The 16765-nt window shown below is 34.3% G+C and carries 19 protein-coding genes; 16 read left to right on the top strand and 3 right to left on the bottom strand.

The window, feature by feature from the left end:
- The first annotated feature begins 96 nt into the window (after positions 1-96).
- The 16 genes from deia_RS04040 to rnhA all read left to right on the top strand — a co-directional run bounded on the left by deia_RS04040 (position 97) and on the right by rnhA (position 12518).
- Positions 97-354 (top strand): YerC/YecD family TrpR-related protein, encoded by a 258-nt coding sequence (locus tag deia_RS04040; protein ID WP_146820872.1) that lies wholly within the window; start codon positions 97-99, stop codon positions 352-354.
- Positions 355-359: 5 nt separating this feature from the next.
- Complete coding sequence (gene cutA, locus deia_RS04045) at positions 360-674, top strand: divalent-cation tolerance protein CutA (RefSeq protein ID WP_146820873.1); 315 nt, start codon at positions 360-362, stop codon at positions 672-674.
- Positions 668-1495, top strand: coding sequence for an ATP phosphoribosyltransferase (gene hisG, locus deia_RS04050; RefSeq protein WP_146820874.1), 828 nt, complete (start codon positions 668-670; stop codon positions 1493-1495). Before cutA ends, hisG begins: the two co-directional genes overlap by 7 nt.
- A gap of 5 nt (positions 1496-1500) precedes the next feature.
- Positions 1501-2679, top strand: coding sequence for a histidinol dehydrogenase (gene hisD, locus deia_RS04055; protein ID WP_146820875.1), 1179 nt, complete (start codon positions 1501-1503; stop codon positions 2677-2679).
- 15 nt (positions 2680-2694) lie between these two features.
- The gene (locus deia_RS04060; protein WP_146820876.1) at positions 2695-3144 is read left to right on the top strand and encodes a hypothetical protein; all 450 of its coding nucleotides are present in this window, start codon (positions 2695-2697) and stop codon (positions 3142-3144) included.
- A gap of 4 nt (positions 3145-3148) precedes the next feature.
- The gene (gene hisB / locus deia_RS04065; RefSeq protein ID WP_146820877.1) at positions 3149-4276 is read left to right on the top strand and encodes a histidinol-phosphatase; all 1128 of its coding nucleotides are present in this window, start codon (positions 3149-3151) and stop codon (positions 4274-4276) included.
- A 3-nt stretch (positions 4277-4279) separates the two neighbouring features.
- A complete protein-coding gene (locus deia_RS04070; RefSeq protein WP_146820878.1) occupies positions 4280-4573 on the top strand; it encodes a DUF1905 domain-containing protein in 294 nt (97 codons plus the stop codon).
- Positions 4570-5634 (top strand): serine hydrolase domain-containing protein, encoded by a 1065-nt coding sequence (locus tag deia_RS04075; RefSeq protein WP_146820879.1) that lies wholly within the window; start codon positions 4570-4572, stop codon positions 5632-5634. Before deia_RS04070 ends, deia_RS04075 begins: the two co-directional genes overlap by 4 nt.
- A 7-nt stretch (positions 5635-5641) precedes the next feature.
- Positions 5642-6223, top strand: coding sequence for an imidazole glycerol phosphate synthase subunit HisH (gene hisH, locus deia_RS04080; protein WP_161982858.1), 582 nt, complete (start codon positions 5642-5644; stop codon positions 6221-6223).
- Positions 6220-7101, top strand: coding sequence for a hypothetical protein (locus deia_RS04085; protein ID WP_146820881.1), 882 nt, complete (start codon positions 6220-6222; stop codon positions 7099-7101). The genes hisH and deia_RS04085 overlap by 4 nt, the downstream gene beginning before the upstream one ends.
- Before the next feature lie 28 nt (positions 7102-7129).
- On the top strand, positions 7130-7969 hold the full coding sequence (locus deia_RS04090) for an LOG family protein (RefSeq protein ID WP_146820882.1): 840 nt from the start codon (positions 7130-7132) through the stop codon (positions 7967-7969).
- Entirely contained in the window at positions 7966-9378 is a 1413-nt protein-coding gene (locus deia_RS04095) for a HisA/HisF-related TIM barrel protein (RefSeq protein WP_146820883.1), read from the top strand. The genes deia_RS04090 and deia_RS04095 overlap by 4 nt, the downstream gene beginning before the upstream one ends.
- Complete coding sequence (gene hisF / locus deia_RS04100; protein WP_146820884.1) at positions 9375-10130, top strand: imidazole glycerol phosphate synthase subunit HisF; 756 nt, start codon at positions 9375-9377, stop codon at positions 10128-10130. The genes deia_RS04095 and hisF overlap by 4 nt, the downstream gene beginning before the upstream one ends.
- Positions 10127-10744: a bifunctional phosphoribosyl-AMP cyclohydrolase/phosphoribosyl-ATP diphosphatase HisIE gene (gene hisIE / locus deia_RS04105; protein ID WP_146820885.1), complete on the top strand. Its 618-nt coding sequence runs from the start codon at positions 10127-10129 to the stop codon at positions 10742-10744. Before hisF ends, hisIE begins: the two co-directional genes overlap by 4 nt.
- Positions 10734-12026 (top strand): ribose-phosphate diphosphokinase, encoded by a 1293-nt coding sequence (gene prs / locus deia_RS04110; protein ID WP_161982859.1) that lies wholly within the window; start codon positions 10734-10736, stop codon positions 12024-12026. Before hisIE ends, prs begins: the two co-directional genes overlap by 11 nt.
- Positions 12027-12095: 69 nt before the next feature.
- On the top strand, positions 12096-12518 hold the full coding sequence (gene rnhA / locus deia_RS04115; protein ID WP_146820887.1) for a ribonuclease HI: 423 nt from the start codon (positions 12096-12098) through the stop codon (positions 12516-12518).
- A 317-nt stretch (positions 12519-12835) separates the two neighbouring features.
- On the opposite strand, the gene deia_RS04120 is transcribed toward rnhA, so the two are convergent.
- From deia_RS04120 to deia_RS04130, 3 genes are read right to left on the bottom strand one after another with little or no spacing between them, the layout of a single operon-like run.
- Positions 12836-14251, bottom strand: coding sequence for an alanine:cation symporter family protein (locus deia_RS04120; protein WP_146820888.1), 1416 nt, complete (start codon positions 14249-14251; stop codon positions 12836-12838).
- Positions 14251-15294: an AI-2E family transporter gene (locus tag deia_RS04125; protein ID WP_146820889.1), complete on the bottom strand. Its 1044-nt coding sequence runs from the start codon at positions 15292-15294 to the stop codon at positions 14251-14253. The genes deia_RS04120 and deia_RS04125 overlap by 1 nt, the downstream gene beginning before the upstream one ends.
- Positions 15281-16714: an alanine/glycine:cation symporter family protein gene (locus tag deia_RS04130; protein WP_146820890.1), complete on the bottom strand. Its 1434-nt coding sequence runs from the start codon at positions 16712-16714 to the stop codon at positions 15281-15283. Before deia_RS04130 ends, deia_RS04125 begins: the two co-directional genes overlap by 14 nt.
- Positions 16715-16765: the final 51 nt, after the last annotated feature.

Below are 16765 nucleotides of genomic sequence, written 5' to 3' on the forward strand. Positions count from 1 at the left end.
ATTATTTTTTGCATTCTTTTAAAAAAATACTTGACAATTATTTTAATGTATTACTATCATAACATGATAACAAAATAAAAGTCAAATTCTTTTTTTATGAAACTTGAAAAAATCTTAACCGCAATAACTAATGAGAAAATAATGCTAAACTTCCTTAAAGACATCACCACGCCTCAAGAATTTAAAGCACTTCAAGAAAGACTTGACATAGTTTTGCTTTTAAATGACGGTATGTCGTATGCAGAAATTTCCAAAAAAACCGGCGCAAGTACTACAACAATTACCCGTGTTGCACGATTTTTAAAACAAGAAAACTACGGTGGCTATCGATGGATTTTAGATAATTTATTATAAAATATATGGAAATTATTGTGATAAAAACAACGGCAAATAATAAAGAAACTGCAAATACTGTCGCAGAAAAAATCATAAATCTCAAGCTTGCAGCCTGCGTGCAAATATCAGAAATTGCAAGCTACTATACATGGAAATCAAATGTTGTAAATGAAAAAGAATATCAAATCTCAATTAAAACAATATCTCATAATTTTGAAAAAATTGCAAATGTAATTAAACAAAATATTAATTACGATATACCTCAAATTATTGCTGAAAGTGTAAAATATGTCGATAAAAGTTATGAAAAATGGGTTTTAGATAATTGTGTATGTTAAAAATAGCTGTGCAAAAAAGTGATAGAATCTCAAAAGGATTTCTCGAATTATTAAATAAATGTGGACTAAATATTGATGGTAATCACTCTAAACTTTATTGTAAATTTAATGAGCTGCCAATTGAGCTTTACTTCGTCCGTGGCTGTGATATTCCAGCTTTGCTTGAAAATAAATTTGACCTTGCAATACTTGGCACTGATAGCTTTTTTGAATACAATCTACACAAAACATGTCAAATAAAAAAAGAGCTTGGCTTTGCAAAATGTAGGCTTTCACTTGCAGGAAAAACCAATGTTAATCTGCAAAATTCAATAATTGCAACTTCCTATGTTAATATCTTGCAAAATTACCTTACAGAGCAAAATATAAATGCTAAAATTGTTCAAATGAATGGCTCAGTTGAGTCTTCAATAGAGCTTTCACTTGCAAATGTTATTTTCGATATTGTTCAAACAGGCTCAACACTTTTGCAACATGGCCTTACAGAATTTGAAAAAGTTCTAGACTTGCAAGCTATCTTGATTACAAAAAATGGCTTTCAAAATGATGTTTTTGATAAACTGCTCTTTAGAATTAATGCAGTGCTAAACGCAAAACCTTCCAAATATATCATGTTTAATCTCAAAAAAGACCTGCTAAATAACATTTTAAATATAATGCCGGCAGGAAAATCCCCTACAATACTAGACCTTGCAGATAAAAACTACTGCGCTATTCATGCCTTGTGCAACGAAAATGATATTTGGGATATTAGCGAAAAACTACAGAAACACGGCGCAGAAGATATTGTTGTAAGTGATGTTAATTTAAGATTTTTATAAAAAATATGACTATAGAAAAAATTGTACAAAATATACAAAATTTGTGTAAAAACGGCGGGCAAGACGCTCTGCTGTCTCTTACAAAAGACCTAGACGGCGTCGCCCTAAACTCACTTGCCTTAAATGTTCCAAATAATATACAAATTGATGAAAAACTCGCTCATGCAATTCAAATAGCAAAAGAAAATATCTATAAATTCCACAAAGCAGAATACAATAAACTTGCAGACTTTCAAAACGATAAAATCGAAACATCAACCGGCATAACCTGCTTTAAAAAATTCACCCCAATTGAAAATGTCGGGCTCTATGTGCCAAATAAATTGCTGTCAAGCGTTTTAATGAATGTAATTCCAGCTCAAATAGCCGGCTGTAAAAACATCACTATATGCACACCACCTAATCCTTCAAATGAAATTCTCTGGACGCTAAACCTCCTTGGAATTGATAAAATCTACACAATAGGCGGTGCTCAAGCAATCTTTGCAATGGCATACCAAATAGGCGAAATTCCCAAAGCTGATAAGATATTTGGGCCAGGTAATGAATTTGTAGATATGGCAAAACGCATGGTTTCAAACGAAGTTGCAATTGATATGCCGGCAGGGCCTAGTGAAGTTCTTGTAATCGCAGATGATAACGCAAGTTTAAATGCAATTATATTCGACCTTCTTGCGCAACTTGAACACGGCAAAGAGTCTCGCGCTTGGCTGCTTTCCACAAGCTTAAATACTATATCCCTTGTAAAATCTACCATACAAAATATCGCAAAAACATCCCCTAGATACAGCGTTTTGGAAAAATCTCTTGACAATCTTGTAATTGAAAAAGTGGAAAATGTACCAGATGCAATTGCAAAATCAAATAAAATCGCCCCAGAGCACTTAATCTTGAATGTTGAAAACGCCGATAAATTCACACCTTTAATACAAAATGCAGGATCGGTTTTCCTAGGTAAATACACGCCAGAAAGTCTTGGAGACTATTTAAGCGGAACTAACCATGTTCTTCCAACATCTGGCTTTGCAAAGTCATTTTCAGGACTTTCCGTACTTTCTTTCGGTAAATTCATAACCTTTCAAATGGCAACTGAAAATGCACTCAAAAATATCGCCGATAGCGTAAAATTAATGGCAAACGCAGAAACCCTTGACTTTCACGCACGCAGTGTTATTAGAGATTGATTTTTTGGTTTTTTTATGAAGAAAAATAAAAGACAGAATACAAAATGTGAAAGCGAAGGTTCTGAATTTTTAGTACTTGGAAATTTAATGATTAGAGGTATTTGGGCGTATAAAACATACACAAATATGCCTGGTTATGACTTAATTGCGATTAATCCAATTTCGCAAAAACAGTGTAAAATTCAAGTTAAAAGTCGATGGGCGACGAATGCAAATTACGCCTTTCCATTGAAAAATCTTGAGTGTGATTTTGTTGTATTTTGTAGATTAAATCGCGGAGCTGGACCTAGTTTTAAAAATCGTCGTCATACTGCAATAAAAGATCCACAATATTGGGTAGTTCCCATTGAAAACGCAAAAACTACTGTAAAAACAGGTAAATTTAGCAATTGCAAAATAAATAAAATTGAGAATATAGATTCTTTTCAAAATAATTGGCAATTAATAAATGATTTTTTGATTTAAAACTATGAAAACCCTCTTCATAGACCGCGATGGAACGATAATAGTTGAGCCAAAGGTGATTTGGCAGGTAAATGGGCTGGAAAATGTCTATTTCATCCCAAAGGTTATATCAAGCCTTGTGAAATTGCAAGCGGCAGGCTATCAAATCGTTGTTGTTTCAAATCAAGATGGGCTTGGAACTGCATCTAATCCCCTTGATAATTACGAGCTGATAAACCAAAAAATACGTGATGTACTGCTTTCCGAAGGCATTACAATTACAAAATGGCTTACCTGCCCGCACTTTAAAGAAGATAATTGTAACTGCAGAAAACCCGCTACAGCACTGGTAGATTTTGATTACTGTAAAACGTCCTCCGTTATGATAGGCGATAATGATAGCGATGTGCAATTTGGCGTTAATCTTGGAATTCGTGGTATAAAAATAACAGATAAATACGGCTGGCAGGAAATTACAAATCAAATTCTCTCTCGCAACGCAATTATTTCAAGGCAAACGAAGGAAACGAATATAAATCTGTCACTCAATCTAGACGGCACAGGTGTGGCAAATATCTCAACTGGTATAGCATTTTTTGACCACATGCTGCAGCAAATTGCAAAGCACGGAAATTTTGACCTTGAAATTGCATGCAAAGGCGACCTTGAAATCGATGAACACCACACAATAGAAGATGTTGCAATCTGCCTAGGCGAGGCATACAAAAAAGCCCTTGGCGATAAAAAAGGTATAGCACGCTTTGCAGATGAAATTTTTAGTAATGATCTGTCCAAAAAATTGCCTGAGAGTGTAGGTGAATTTGTAAATTCTGATCAAGAAAATTCTATTTATCAAAGAATACTCCCCCTTGATGAAAGCATTTCCTTCGTATCTATCGACATTTCATCTCGTCCATTTTGTAAATTTGATGCAAAATTTGAGAGAGAGTATTGCGGCGACATGCCAACTGAAATGGTCTCCCACTTCTTTCACTCTTTTGCAATTTCCGCAAATATAACCCTGCATGTTAAAATACAAGGCGAAAATACCCATCATAAAATAGAATCCTGCTTTAAATCCTTTGCAAAATGCCTTTATGATGCAAGTAGAATTAATGGCGATAATGTTGTTTCAACAAAAGGTTTGCTATAAAATATGTTCCTGTCTTTTAACACAACAGTAATTAAATACAGCACAGAAAAAGCATCTTGGTATTTCGCACCTCTGCCACTTGATGTTGCAAAAAATATTAAGTCACTAAATAAAAGCAAATTAGGCTTTGGCAGCGTAAAAGTTATAGCAATTATAAACGAAACTCAGTGGCAGACATCTATCTTCCCAGACTCAAAATCTTCATCCTATATACTGCCAATTAAATCTGAAATAAGGCAAAAAAATAACATAACAGAAAATACCACAGTAAATATTGCTATAGAAGTTTTTATATGAAAATCCAAATTTTAAAATACATTCCAGCATTTGTAATGCTCCTAATTACACCTTGTGCATTTGCGCACACACTTGATCAATTAATTAAATCAATTGACTCAAATGCAAGTAATACTTTTCATGGATACGCCTTTGCAGTTGTGAAAAATGGTCGCATTATTCATAAAAATACCTATGGATACGCTAAATACGACACAAATACCAAAATAACATCAAAAACATTGTTCCCACTTGCATCCGTGTCAAAATCAATAACCGCATTGTCTGTTATGAAATTGGTCAATGAAAATCGCATAAATCTTGATGAAAATATTACACTTTCATGCCTTAAAAAACCCGTAACTTTAAGAAAAATTCTAAATCAAACAACAGGATATAAATTTACAGGTAATAAAGAATTAGACAACGGAATAAACAAAAATCAGCTTCTTGACTCAATTAAAAACCAAAGTATTCAATGTAATGATTGCTATTTTTATAGCAATGCTTTGTTTAGCCTTGCCGATGACATCTTGAAACAAAAAGGAATGTCTTTAGATTATGCAATTCAAAACTTTAGAAAATCCCTTGGTACAAATGAAATTCAGCTCTCGCCTGTAGATCCAAACTTGCAAATTGCAAGTAGGCATAACTTGAGTAAAATCTATAAAGATTACGGAAATTATCAATTAGTCGTAGGCGCTGCAGCTGGAATATACGCAAGCCTTGATGCAATGATACAAATTTTACAAGTCGTTGCAGGAAAAAGAAATGATATAATATCCGATGTAAATATGCAAGAAATATTCACAAAATATAGCCAAAATGACGATATATTCAAATGGCGCACTCGTATGCCTGCAAATATTAAATCATACTATGGGCTTGGATTTAGAATAATTACAAATCAAAATGGCAAAACTTTTATATTCCATAGCGGGAAAATCAATGGAATGTCGGCTTTTATTGGCTTTATTCCAAGAGAAAATATTGGTATAGTCTTTATACAAAATGGCTCTAAAATTGACAAAACAGACTCAACTATTGTTGAAAATTTGATAAACTTTGCCCTAAATGCTTAATATCTTTATGACTGGTAATAATATGAAAATCGGAATTTTAAACAGCGGCGGATATAACTTTAACTCAATTAAATTCGCTTTAAATAGGCTTGGCATTACAAATATATCGTATGTAAAATCTGAAGATGAGCTAAATACATGCGATAAAATAATAATCCCGGGCGTTGGGCATGCAAAAACCGCTATGGATCTGCTAAATTTGCAAAATCTTACTACAGTCATTAAAAATACAAAAAAACCCGTGCTTGGAATTTGCCTTGGAATGCAGATTATGTGTCAATTTTCCGAGGAAGGAAATGTAGACTGCATAGGCGTTTTTGACAAAAATATCGTAAGACTGCCCGCCGATGTTGTAACCCCGCAAATGGGCTGGAATAAACTAATAGGCGGAAAATACGACGGCAAATTCGTCTATTTTGCAAATAGCTTTTACCTTCCAAAATGTGAATTTACAGAAAATTATGTTGACTATTGTGGTATTAAAATCTCCGCTATGATAAGGAAAGATAACTTCCTTGGATGTCAATTCCACCCTGAGAAAAGCGGGGAAATTGGCGAGAAGATTTTGAGTGATTTTGTTTTGTTATGAAGAGTTTTTTAAAAAAATATTGGTGGGCTTTGGTGTTGCTATTAGGGGCGTGCATTTGGCATTTTTCATTATTTGAAAAATTACTAACTTTAATCTTGCGGATTTGTAGGCATTACTCCGATTTATACACAACTAAATATCCAAAAGATGGCTTACCTTACAAAGACATAGCTTGGGCGGATTGGTTTGGAACGGTGTTTTCCGCAGGGGCGATGATTTTCTTATGGTGGCAAATTCGCGAGCAAAAAAAGCAATTTGAAGAGCAACAACAATATAATCGATCAATGGAAGTATTTAAAATAGTGCAAAAAAATGGCGATAGTATGAAAGAAAAACTTGATATAATAATTTGGGATCTGCCATTTCAATTTAAAGAAGGGCAAAATGAAAATACTAATGAGCAAAATGATTTTATGCAAATAAGCAAAGTATATGGCTCGATAGGTAATTTTATAAAATCTTGCTTGATTAATTTTAATGAAATTCGTCATTCTTACATAAAAAAAGAATTTCAAAGATATGTTGTACATATGACAAGCACTCCAATGGTAAGACAATTAATACTGCATAATAAATATTGTGAATATTGCAATGAGAACGAGATTGAGTGTGAATATTGTTCAGCAATACTTTATAAATATTTATTTAACAAATATGAATACATAGATAATATTGACTATATATCATTTTTTATTTTGTTTTATAGAAAAGAGGATTTAAAAATAAATGCACCTTGGCTGTATGACCTTTGTGAAAATTGGATTAAAGATGAAATTAAAACAGGAAAACTTGCCGAGGAAACGAAATTTTTGCAACACACAGAAAAATGGCTAAAAGCAAACACAGTAGACAAAAACGGCTGGTTTGGCAAGGATTAATGGTTTTATTTGGTGATTTGATGAAAATATGAAAATTAGTGATTTAATAGCAAGGCTTGAGGCGGAAAATACCCGGAAATCAAGGCTTTTGCTAGATGTTTGCAGGCAGTATTTGCCTTTTGAAAATGTGGTAAATTTAAACCAAAATTCTGCGTCTTTTGTGGCAAAAAATACCGAAATTTCCCCGTCACAGCTGCTAACTGATGGGTTTTTGTCGAAAATTGCGCAAATTGAATTTGGGCAAAATGGCTTTGTTTTTGCAGGCGGAAGTCATAAATCCATTAGCGAAAAAACTGCGATGATAGCTGAAGAATTTGGATTTTTATATGGCAGTAATTTTCAAGATAACGCAAGGCTTGCAACCGGTGCAACTACGAAATTTATGGAAATTATCAATACAGGGCTTGTAAAAAGTGGTGATTTTGCAATTACCGCAACTACAAATTTCCCTGTTGTGATGGATAAAGTCAATCGCAGTATAAAATATTGCTTTCGTGCTTCAAATTTTACTTCTATGGAGTCTTTTTTGATACATAACTCAATTGCAGGCGTGTTTTTTGAGGGCGGAATAGGCACAAGTTACGAGGCTTTTTCAATGCTAATAGAGCGTCAATGCGGCACAATTTCAAAATCCGTCCCTGTGATTTTTGTAACAAGTGAAAATAACGAAAATTTTATCCACAATCTTATAGAAAACATGCACCAAAATGGCAAAATATACGATGCAGACTTTGAAAATATCTATACTGCAAATACTGCGGCACAAATTATTTCGATATTAAAACAGCATATAAATATACCAAATGATAATGAAAAACATGAGTATATAAGGGCAATTTTTAGTGTTTTAGATGATAAATATTTATGAAAAATAATAAAAATTTTATAATACCGTCAATAGACTTGTTAGATGGTAAAATAGTGCGGCTTTATAAGGGTGATTTTGACCAAAAAACTGTATATAATATGGATGTTTTGACCCTTTGTGAAAATTATAGTCAGTTTCAAAATTTGCATATTGTAGACCTAAATGCAGCTAAAGGACAAGGGCAAAAAAACATAGAAATCATAAGGGAAATTCGTAAGAATTTTAGTGGAAAAATACAGCTGGGCGGCGGAATTCGAGATTTGGACATGGCGCAAAACATGATAGAAAATGAAAAAATCGATAGGGTTGTTCTTGGCACAATTGCTATTAAAAATCCCCGATTAACACTTGAAATATTGCAAAAACTCAGTATGGAAAAAGTTGTGCTTGCGCTAGATTGCGATGGAAATAAATTTACTTTAAAGACGGATGGATGGCTTAAAAATGCAGACTGTGACTTGTTTTCTTTGCTTTCGCAGTATGAAAAATTTGCGAAATATCTGCTCATTACGGATGTTAATTGTGATGGCGCTGAAAATGGACCTAATTGCAAATTATATACGATGGTAAAAGAGAAATTCCCAAGTTTTCACCTTCAGGCAAGCGGCGGTATAGCAAATTTTAGTGATATAGAAAATTTAATGCAAATTACAGATTCTGCAATTACGGGTAAAGCCTTGTATTCAGGCTTAATGACTCATATTTTCGCCAAAGATGACCTACATCTTGCGGCGTGTTCAAAAAGAGCAGAAATATCACAAAAATTCTTTAAAACAGCTAAAGGGCAATATGGCTACGGCGATATTTTCATTGGCGTTGATGTTCCAACAGTGCGTCAAATTGCCAAAAAATACACACAAAATGCAACATTTTCAACAATACAAAGCATGATGCAGTCAAAAATTCATGAAGAAAGATTGCTTGGCTTGTTTTTTCTCGTTGATAAATATCAAAATGCAAAAAGTCTCGATAGCAAAAGGGAAATCTGTGATTTTTATCTATCACCAAAAATCGCTCAAGGTGTAAATAATTGGGATTTAGTTGACACAAGTTGCTATAAAATTCTTGGTGATTTCTGTATGAAAAATAAAGACTTCATAAATACCTTATACAGCCTTGCAAAAAGCGATAATTTATGGCTAAAACGCATATCCATCGTCTCAAATCTTGCGCTAATTAAAGCCGAAATATTCACACCATGTCTGGATATTTGCACATTATTCCTTGCAGATAAAGAAGATTTAATAGCTAAAGCTTGTGGCTGGATGCTGCGTGAAATTGGTAAGAAAAATATAGATATTCTCAGCGATTTTCTGCTCAAAAATGCATCAAAAATGCCACGCATTATGCTCTCTTACGCAATTGAAAAAATGCCCAAAGAAAAACAAATTTTTTATAGAAATCTATGACTGCAAAACGCATAATAGCCTGCCTTGATATTGCAGACGGTAAAGTTGTAAAAGGTGTGAAATTTCAAAATCATGAAATAATTGGCGATATCGTACCCTTTGCACAAAAATACTCAGATGCAGGTATTGATGAGCTTGTTTTATACGATATAAAGGCCTCATGCGATGATAAAACAGTCGACTACGCTTGGATTGAAAGTGTGGCAAAAGTGATAAATATTCCATTTTGCGTTGCAGGAAAAATCGACTCTATTGCAAAAGTTGAAAAAATCCTAAACTGCGGCGCAGATAAAGTCTCAATAAACTCTCCGGCTATTAATAACCCAGATTTAATCAATCAAATCGCAGATAAATTTGGCTCTTCTACCCTTGTGGTTGGAATTGATACAAAAGATGGATTTATCTATAAAAATACAGGCGATAACACAAAAACTCAAGAAATTAAAATATCAGTCTTAAATTGGGCATGTGAAGCAGCAAAGCAAGGCGCAGGGGAAATCGTCATAAACTCAATAAATTCAGATGGCACAAAGCAGGGCTATGATATAAATCTATTAAAAACCGTAGTAAATAGCGTCAAAATCCCAGTAATTGCCTCAGGCGGAGCAGGAATAATGCAGCACTTTAAAGATGTCTTTATGCACGCAAATGTAAGCGGGGCCTTGGCAGCTAGTGTGTTTCATAAAAATGAAATTGACATTAAAAAATTGAAGGAATACCTTGTTAATAATAATATCTTGATAAGAATATGATAGAAAAAATCGACTGGCAAAAGTGTAATAACCTAATTCCGTCTGTAATTCAAGATGCAAAAACTTTGGATGTTTTAATGCTTGGCTTTATGACAATTGAGGCTCTAAACCTCACGATTTCGACAAATAAAGTGCATTTCTGGTCACGCACGAAAAATAGAATTTGGATGAAAGGCGAAGACTCTGGAAATATATTGCGGCTTGAAAATATCCACCTTGACTGCGATGGCGACTCGCTTTTAATTCTTGTAAATCCAGTAGGAAATACCTGTCATAACGGCACTAAATCTTGCTTTAATTACAAGGCAAATTTCCTTTCCCAGCTTGAGGAAATAATAGATGATAGAGTAAAAAATCAAGTAGACGAAAGCTATATTTCAAGCATGCAAAAAAAAGGAATAAATAAAATTGCACAAAAAGTCGGCGAGGAAGCAACTGAGGTGATAATTGCGGCACTCAATGAAAAAGATGTAGATTTCATCGGCGAATGCGCTGATTTAGTGTTTCACTTAATGTTGTTGCTAAAATACAAAAACTTGACTTTTAATCATGTCATTTCCAAAATGAAAGAAAGGGATAAAAGAAAATTAAAAGATGAAAACTATGAAAAATAACATAAAAATCTACATAGCATCAGACCACGCAGGCTTTGAACTAAAAGAGTATATAATCGCAAATCTATCGACGCAGTTTGAAGTTTTAGACTATGGAACGCATTCAAATGAGGTGTGTAATTACAATGAAATCGCTGAAAAAATGCTGCAAGAACTGCAAATGACATCAAGCGATTTTACCGTAAATACAACAAATTTCGGCATTCTCATCTGTAAAAGTGGAAATGGAATGTCAATAGTTGCAAATAGATTTGAGAAAATACGCGCAATAAACGCAACTCAATACGATCAGGTGAAACTTGCCCGCTTGCACAATAACTCAAATGTTATTTGCTTTGGCGAGCAATTTATTACAAAAGATGACTCTCTGTCTATGATTTTCAACTTTCTAAACACGGAATTTGAAGGTGGAAGACATGTAAATCGCCTTATTTTTGACGCAAAAAAATGTATAAACCTTAATTACAACGGCGTTATTCCAAGTAACTACTTGGAAATTAAACATAAACTAAAATACTTTCCATGTGGGGAATTTGAATTTTCAATACAAGAAGACATTGGCGAAAAAGAAATTACAATTTTCCAGTCTTTTACTAGGGCTAAATTCAATGATGACCTAATGAAATTGCAAATTGTATGCGATGTCTTGCAGCGAAATGATGCAAAAATAATCTACTTTGCCCCATTTTTGCCATATACAAGACAAGATAGAAGCTACGATACAACCTCATCTCTTGGCTCAAAACTCGTCGGAAATATCATAAATAACGCAGGAATATCTCATATAATCACCTACGACCTGCACGCCCTTCAAATAGAGGGATTTTTCAAAGGAAAAGTGCAAAATCGCAGCATGATACCAGCGTTTATCAAAGATATTCAAGAAAAATTCGACATAAATACAATAACTATAATATTTCCAGATGCAGGCTCGGCATCACGCTTTAAACGCTTTTTTTCAGATACTAATTTTAAAATTGCAATCATTAATAAAAATCGCACTGAAAATGGTCTATCTATGGATATTCTTGGCGATGTGGGCGGTAAAAATGCAATTATAATCGATGATATGATAGATGGCGGTGGAACAATGATCGAGGCTGCAAATCTGCTCATTTCAAAAGGCGCAATTAATGTCTTTGCATACGCCACGCATGGCATTTTTTCCGCAAACGCAATAGAAAATCTTGCAAACTCAAAAATATCAAATATAACCGTTAGTAACTCACTTTCTCATGAAAATAACCCTAAAATAACCTCTATAACAACTCAATTGCCGTAATTTATTACTTGATAATAAAAAAATATTGGCAATAAAGACTATACCACGCTTATTAACACATATTTTAATATGAAAAAAATCAAAATTTACACAGACGGCGCATGCAGTGGAAACCCCGGAAAAGGCGGATGGGGCGCAGTTTTGATATACGAAACCGTGGAAAAACACATATCCGGCTCAAACCCAAATACAACCAACAACCAAATGGAATTAACCGCAATAATATCCGCACTAAAAACCCTAAAAGAGCCATGCCATGTCGAGCTTTTTTCCGATAGTAAATACGCCCTTGACGGCATTACAAAATGGATATTCTCGTGGAAAAAAAATAACTGGAAAACCGCAGATAAAAAACCCGTTAAAAACCAAGAACTCTGGCAAGAATTCGACAAACTCGCATCAATTCATGATATAAAATTCACATGGGTTAAAGGTCACAGCGGCGATAAATACAACGAAATCGCAGATAGTCTTGCAACTTCTGCTATTTGATAATATCCAAAGCAAATATAAAAATCACGATAAATAAAGGAAAATTTCAGATAGCCTTGCAACTTTAGCTATTTGGTAATGCTAAATATCTACAATTTACACTCATTTTCTAACCGCTTTGCACTTTTCACACCCTTGCAAAAATTGACAAAAGCCCAACTATACATAACTAAAATTAATTGCACTAAAACCCCATCAAATAAACCAAATCAGCACTAACGACATCACCATCTCTATAGCAAGAATATCTGCAACCTCAAACCCTAAAAGCACGCAAAAAAATCAATCCTTATAAAAACATTGAATAAAATAGCAATCTAAAATAACCCATCTCTATACTTCCTATATCTTTTTTGCACAAAATTTGCACCAATAAATAATGCGATAATATTTGGCACTGTGATTGAAAAATTGAAAATGTCCGCTATGTCAAGAATTTTGCGAAAATCCCTCGTTGTTCCGCAAAAAACATACGCCACAAACAGCAAACAATTATATATATACACGGTTTTTATGCCAAAAATGTTCTTCCACGCATTTTGCCCGCAATATCCCCATGCAACCGCAGTGGTAATGGCAAACATCGGCACAACTGCAAATAATGTGTATTTTAAAAACGGATGAACTGTGTCAAAAGCGGAAATTACCGCACCCATGCTATCAATATTGCTTAAATATGACCCAGTTATAACAACAATTAACCCAGAGCAAAATACCGAAATTAGTGTTATAATCGTCACGGCGGACATCGAAATAATGCCCTCCTGTATTGGGTTTTTGTTTAGTGTGTTGATGTGAATAATAGATGAAATCCCCTGCCCTACGTCGCATGAAAAATAAATCCTTTTTAGCCCAACTATGCTTGCATAAATAATACTTCCCTCGACAGCTCGAAATGTAAAAGCCTCACTAAAAATCAGCGAAATTGCGTGTGTAAAATTCTCAAAATTAACAACAACTATCGCAAAACATACAAAAACATACAAAATCGACATAACCTTTACAATCCTGCTGCTAATCTTTGTAATTGAATTAAAACCAGTCAGTATAATCAGCATTATAAGCAGCGCTACAATGCTTGTAATTTGTAAAGACGCAAGGTCTGAAATGTCAAAAATATGGCGAACAACATTCATGGTTTGATTAATCTGTAGTGAAAAAAACGTCGAAATCATCACGCAAAACGAAAATGCAATGGCGATAATTTTTCCAAGCCTTTTTTGCTTTATGCACCGAAACATTACCTCGATATACCTTGACGGGCCGCCAATAACGCATTGGTTTTGCTTGTCCATTTTTCTTGTAATACACCCAAGTGAAATCTCTAAAAACTTAATTGGCATGCTGATAAACCCCGCAACTAGCATCCAAAATAAAACCCCGGGCCCTGCAATAATTACCGCAGTTGTTATACCGAAAATCGCAGAAACATCAATAGCTTCGCCAATTCCAGTGAGTAAAATCCGCCTTGAAGTTGATAAATTAAAGAAATTTCTCTGCTTTTTTTGCGCATTGTCTATCTTGCTTGATGCCATCATTTTAAGGCTTTTTATAAAATATCGAACATTAATAAACCTAAATTTCACAGTACAATAAATGCCGAAAACCGTTATCCACGCTATTAAAAATGGAACTTTATACCGAGCAACCCCTGTTACATTGAAAAAGAATATTGCATCCCCAAAAGACGAAACTTTTTCTATAATATTTTCAATAAACAGCAAAATCTCCATTACGCGTAATAATGACTTGTCTTATACTTTTGCAATAAAAACTTAAACAAAATCGTCGAAGTTGTAGTTATCGGAAGAGCTAAAATCGCACCAATAACACCAAATAAACTCGTTGCAACGAAAAGCCCAAATACTATTATAACCGGATGAATTCCAACCTTGTCCCCAACGAATTTCGGCGTTGTGTAATTTGCATCTATAATCTGCCCAGCTGTAAAAATCAGCGATATAATCACGAAATTTGTATTAAAACCAAATTGTAAAAATGCAACAACAAGGCAAATTACTATGCCAATTAAAAAGCCTACATATGGTATAAATATCATAACGCCAGTCATAATTCCAAGTAAAAACCCTAAATTTAAACCGCTAAAATGCAGTAAAATAGAGTAAAAAATCATGAAAAATAGGCAAACATTCAGCTGCCCTCGCAAATATGCAAAAATAGATGTGTCAATTTGGTGCATTAACAATCTACAATTTCCCCTTGCACTATGCGGAAGCATTATATAAAACGATGTCACCATCTTCCTCCAATCCTTTAGCATGTAAAATGTAATAATCGGCATAACAACTATTGTTGCAACGATGTTTATAATAGAATTTACCGTCTTTTTTGGATAAGTATGCAGTATATCCTCTTGAAACTTCGTTATAGCCGTTTGCAAATACGCCTTACACTTTACAACCGTATCGTCGTCAATATGCAACATATTAGATAGCTTGTGTATCTTTTGCTGGCTTAAATTGTCAGAAGTAATAACAAACTCGTTTAAAAATGAAATTACCTTTTCATATAAAAACGGTATTAAAATCGAAGATGCAAATATAATCGAAAAAAACAATATCGAAACAATAACACCGCTTACAATAGACCGATTAAACTTCATCTTTTCAAATTTATTGACAATAGGAAGTAGTAAATACGATACAATAAAGCTCACGGCAAAAGGCCTTACAGCATTTTCCGCAAGTATGTAAAACAGGGTAAATAATATCGCAATTACAGCCCAAAAAATGTATTTCTTACTAATTTTTGTCATTTTTATACCTTATATTTAAAGAATACTCATTCCATGCAGATAATACCTCTTTTCTAAGTAAAAGCACAGCTATAACATTTGGAAGCAATAAAGCAAAAGATAAAACATTGCAAAAATCAACGAAAATCTTTAAATTGTCAATTATCCCACCAACAAAACCGGCAAGCGCAAAACTTGCAAGATATACAACTGAAAATTTCTTCGTCTTTAATATAAACTCAAGATTTTTAACCCCATAATAACTCCATGCAATCATAACATTAATCGCAACAAGCGGTATTGAGAATGTTAAAAAGTACCCAAGTAGCGGATGTACACTCTTTAGGGCATCTTGCACAACCATAATGCCCTCAAGCCCCTGCTTTGCCGCAGAACCCGATATAACTATAATAACACCCGTTACAAAACACACAAAAACCGCATCAATAACAGGGCAAATCATAGCAATTAACGCCTCCTTCACAGAATTTTCCTGCGTGGAATTAGAGTGAATGCTTGCCGCCGTTCCAAAACCCGTCTCATTTGCAAGTTGTAATCTTTGAAACGCCATTATAAAGACAGCAATTACCCCGCCATAAAATGAACTATAGTTAAAGGCAAATAGCATAACAACCTTTACGCAGTCCCATACCCTGTCGTGATAATAACCTAAAACCGCAATGCACAATATTAAATATATAGACATAAAAAACATCACAGCAGAAGAGCAATAATGCCCAACACGACGAATGCCACCAATGGTTATGAAAAATACAAATCCAGAAAGCACAGCCGATGCAATATAACGCCCATACTCAGGTAAATTAAAAGACTCAGCAAATACCTTAACAGCTTGATTTGTCTGAAATGATGATGGCCCCCCATATGCCGATACTATTAAAATTATACCATAACTCATTGCCAAAAATGACCCAAATCTTCCAAGCCCAAGCTTTTCAAGCCCATATTTCATATACCAATACGGCCCGCCCTGATGCTCTCCATTTTCAAGCCTTCTATACTTATGCCCAAGATATACCTCAGCAAAACGAAGTGGCATACATATAATTGACGCAACTAATATCCAAAATACAACACCCGGCCCACCAATTGAAACCCCAATTGCAATGCCCGCAATGTTTCCAAGACCCGCAGCCCCTGCAATAGATGTAAATAACGCCCGAAATGACGAAATACTCTGCTTTTCCTCAGGCTTAGAAGTTGACCCATGCCCGCCACTTCCAAGTAATAACCGAAACCCATGCACAAAATGCGTTATACAATTAAGACGCAACCTAAACATGAAATACATGCACCCGATAAACCCAAGTAAGAGTATAGCAGGAACATTCGTTTCACTAAAAAAATTCACATTGTGCCAAAAGATAGACATCCCAATTTCATTGAATTTCTCAACAGCTGATATAATCTTTTCAAGCATTAATAAAAATAAAGTTGATGCATTTTCACTTATAAAAAATAATTTTCAACT

This window comes from Candidatus Deianiraea vastatrix (assembly GCF_007993655.1).
GTDB classification, from domain to species: domain Bacteria; phylum Pseudomonadota; class Alphaproteobacteria; order Rickettsiales; family Deianiraeaceae; genus Deianiraea; species Deianiraea vastatrix.

Excerpts from the sequence above, each read along its gene's own strand:
- deia_RS04040 (WP_146820872.1), top strand. The coding sequence starts at position 97 with ATGAAACTTGAAAAAATCTTAACCGCAATAACTAATGAGAAAATAATG.
- cutA (WP_146820873.1), top strand. The coding sequence starts at position 360 with ATGGAAATTATTGTGATAAAAACAACGGCAAATAATAAAGAAACTGCA.
- hisG (WP_146820874.1), top strand. The coding sequence starts at position 668 with ATGTTAAAAATAGCTGTGCAAAAAAGTGATAGAATCTCAAAAGGATTT.
- hisD (WP_146820875.1), top strand. The coding sequence starts at position 1,501 with ATGACTATAGAAAAAATTGTACAAAATATACAAAATTTGTGTAAAAAC.
- deia_RS04060 (WP_146820876.1), top strand. The coding sequence starts at position 2,695 with ATGAAGAAAAATAAAAGACAGAATACAAAATGTGAAAGCGAAGGTTCT.
- hisB (WP_146820877.1), top strand. The coding sequence starts at position 3,149 with ATGAAAACCCTCTTCATAGACCGCGATGGAACGATAATAGTTGAGCCA.
- deia_RS04070 (WP_146820878.1), top strand. The coding sequence starts at position 4,280 with ATGTTCCTGTCTTTTAACACAACAGTAATTAAATACAGCACAGAAAAA.
- deia_RS04075 (WP_146820879.1), top strand. The coding sequence starts at position 4,570 with ATGAAAATCCAAATTTTAAAATACATTCCAGCATTTGTAATGCTCCTA.
- hisH (WP_161982858.1), top strand. The coding sequence starts at position 5,642 with ATGACTGGTAATAATATGAAAATCGGAATTTTAAACAGCGGCGGATAT.
- deia_RS04085 (WP_146820881.1), top strand. The coding sequence starts at position 6,220 with ATGAAGAGTTTTTTAAAAAAATATTGGTGGGCTTTGGTGTTGCTATTA.
- deia_RS04090 (WP_146820882.1), top strand. The coding sequence starts at position 7,130 with ATGAAAATTAGTGATTTAATAGCAAGGCTTGAGGCGGAAAATACCCGG.
- deia_RS04095 (WP_146820883.1), top strand. The coding sequence starts at position 7,966 with ATGAAAAATAATAAAAATTTTATAATACCGTCAATAGACTTGTTAGAT.
- hisF (WP_146820884.1), top strand. The coding sequence starts at position 9,375 with ATGACTGCAAAACGCATAATAGCCTGCCTTGATATTGCAGACGGTAAA.
- hisIE (WP_146820885.1), top strand. The coding sequence starts at position 10,127 with ATGATAGAAAAAATCGACTGGCAAAAGTGTAATAACCTAATTCCGTCT.
- prs (WP_161982859.1), top strand. The coding sequence starts at position 10,734 with ATGAAAAATAACATAAAAATCTACATAGCATCAGACCACGCAGGCTTT.
- rnhA (WP_146820887.1), top strand. The coding sequence starts at position 12,096 with ATGAAAAAAATCAAAATTTACACAGACGGCGCATGCAGTGGAAACCCC.
- deia_RS04120 (WP_146820888.1), bottom strand. The coding sequence starts at position 14,251 with ATGGAGATTTTGCTGTTTATTGAAAATATTATAGAAAAAGTTTCGTCT.
- deia_RS04125 (WP_146820889.1), bottom strand. The coding sequence starts at position 15,294 with ATGACAAAAATTAGTAAGAAATACATTTTTTGGGCTGTAATTGCGATA.
- deia_RS04130 (WP_146820890.1), bottom strand. The coding sequence starts at position 16,714 with ATGCTTGAAAAGATTATATCAGCTGTTGAGAAATTCAATGAAATTGGG.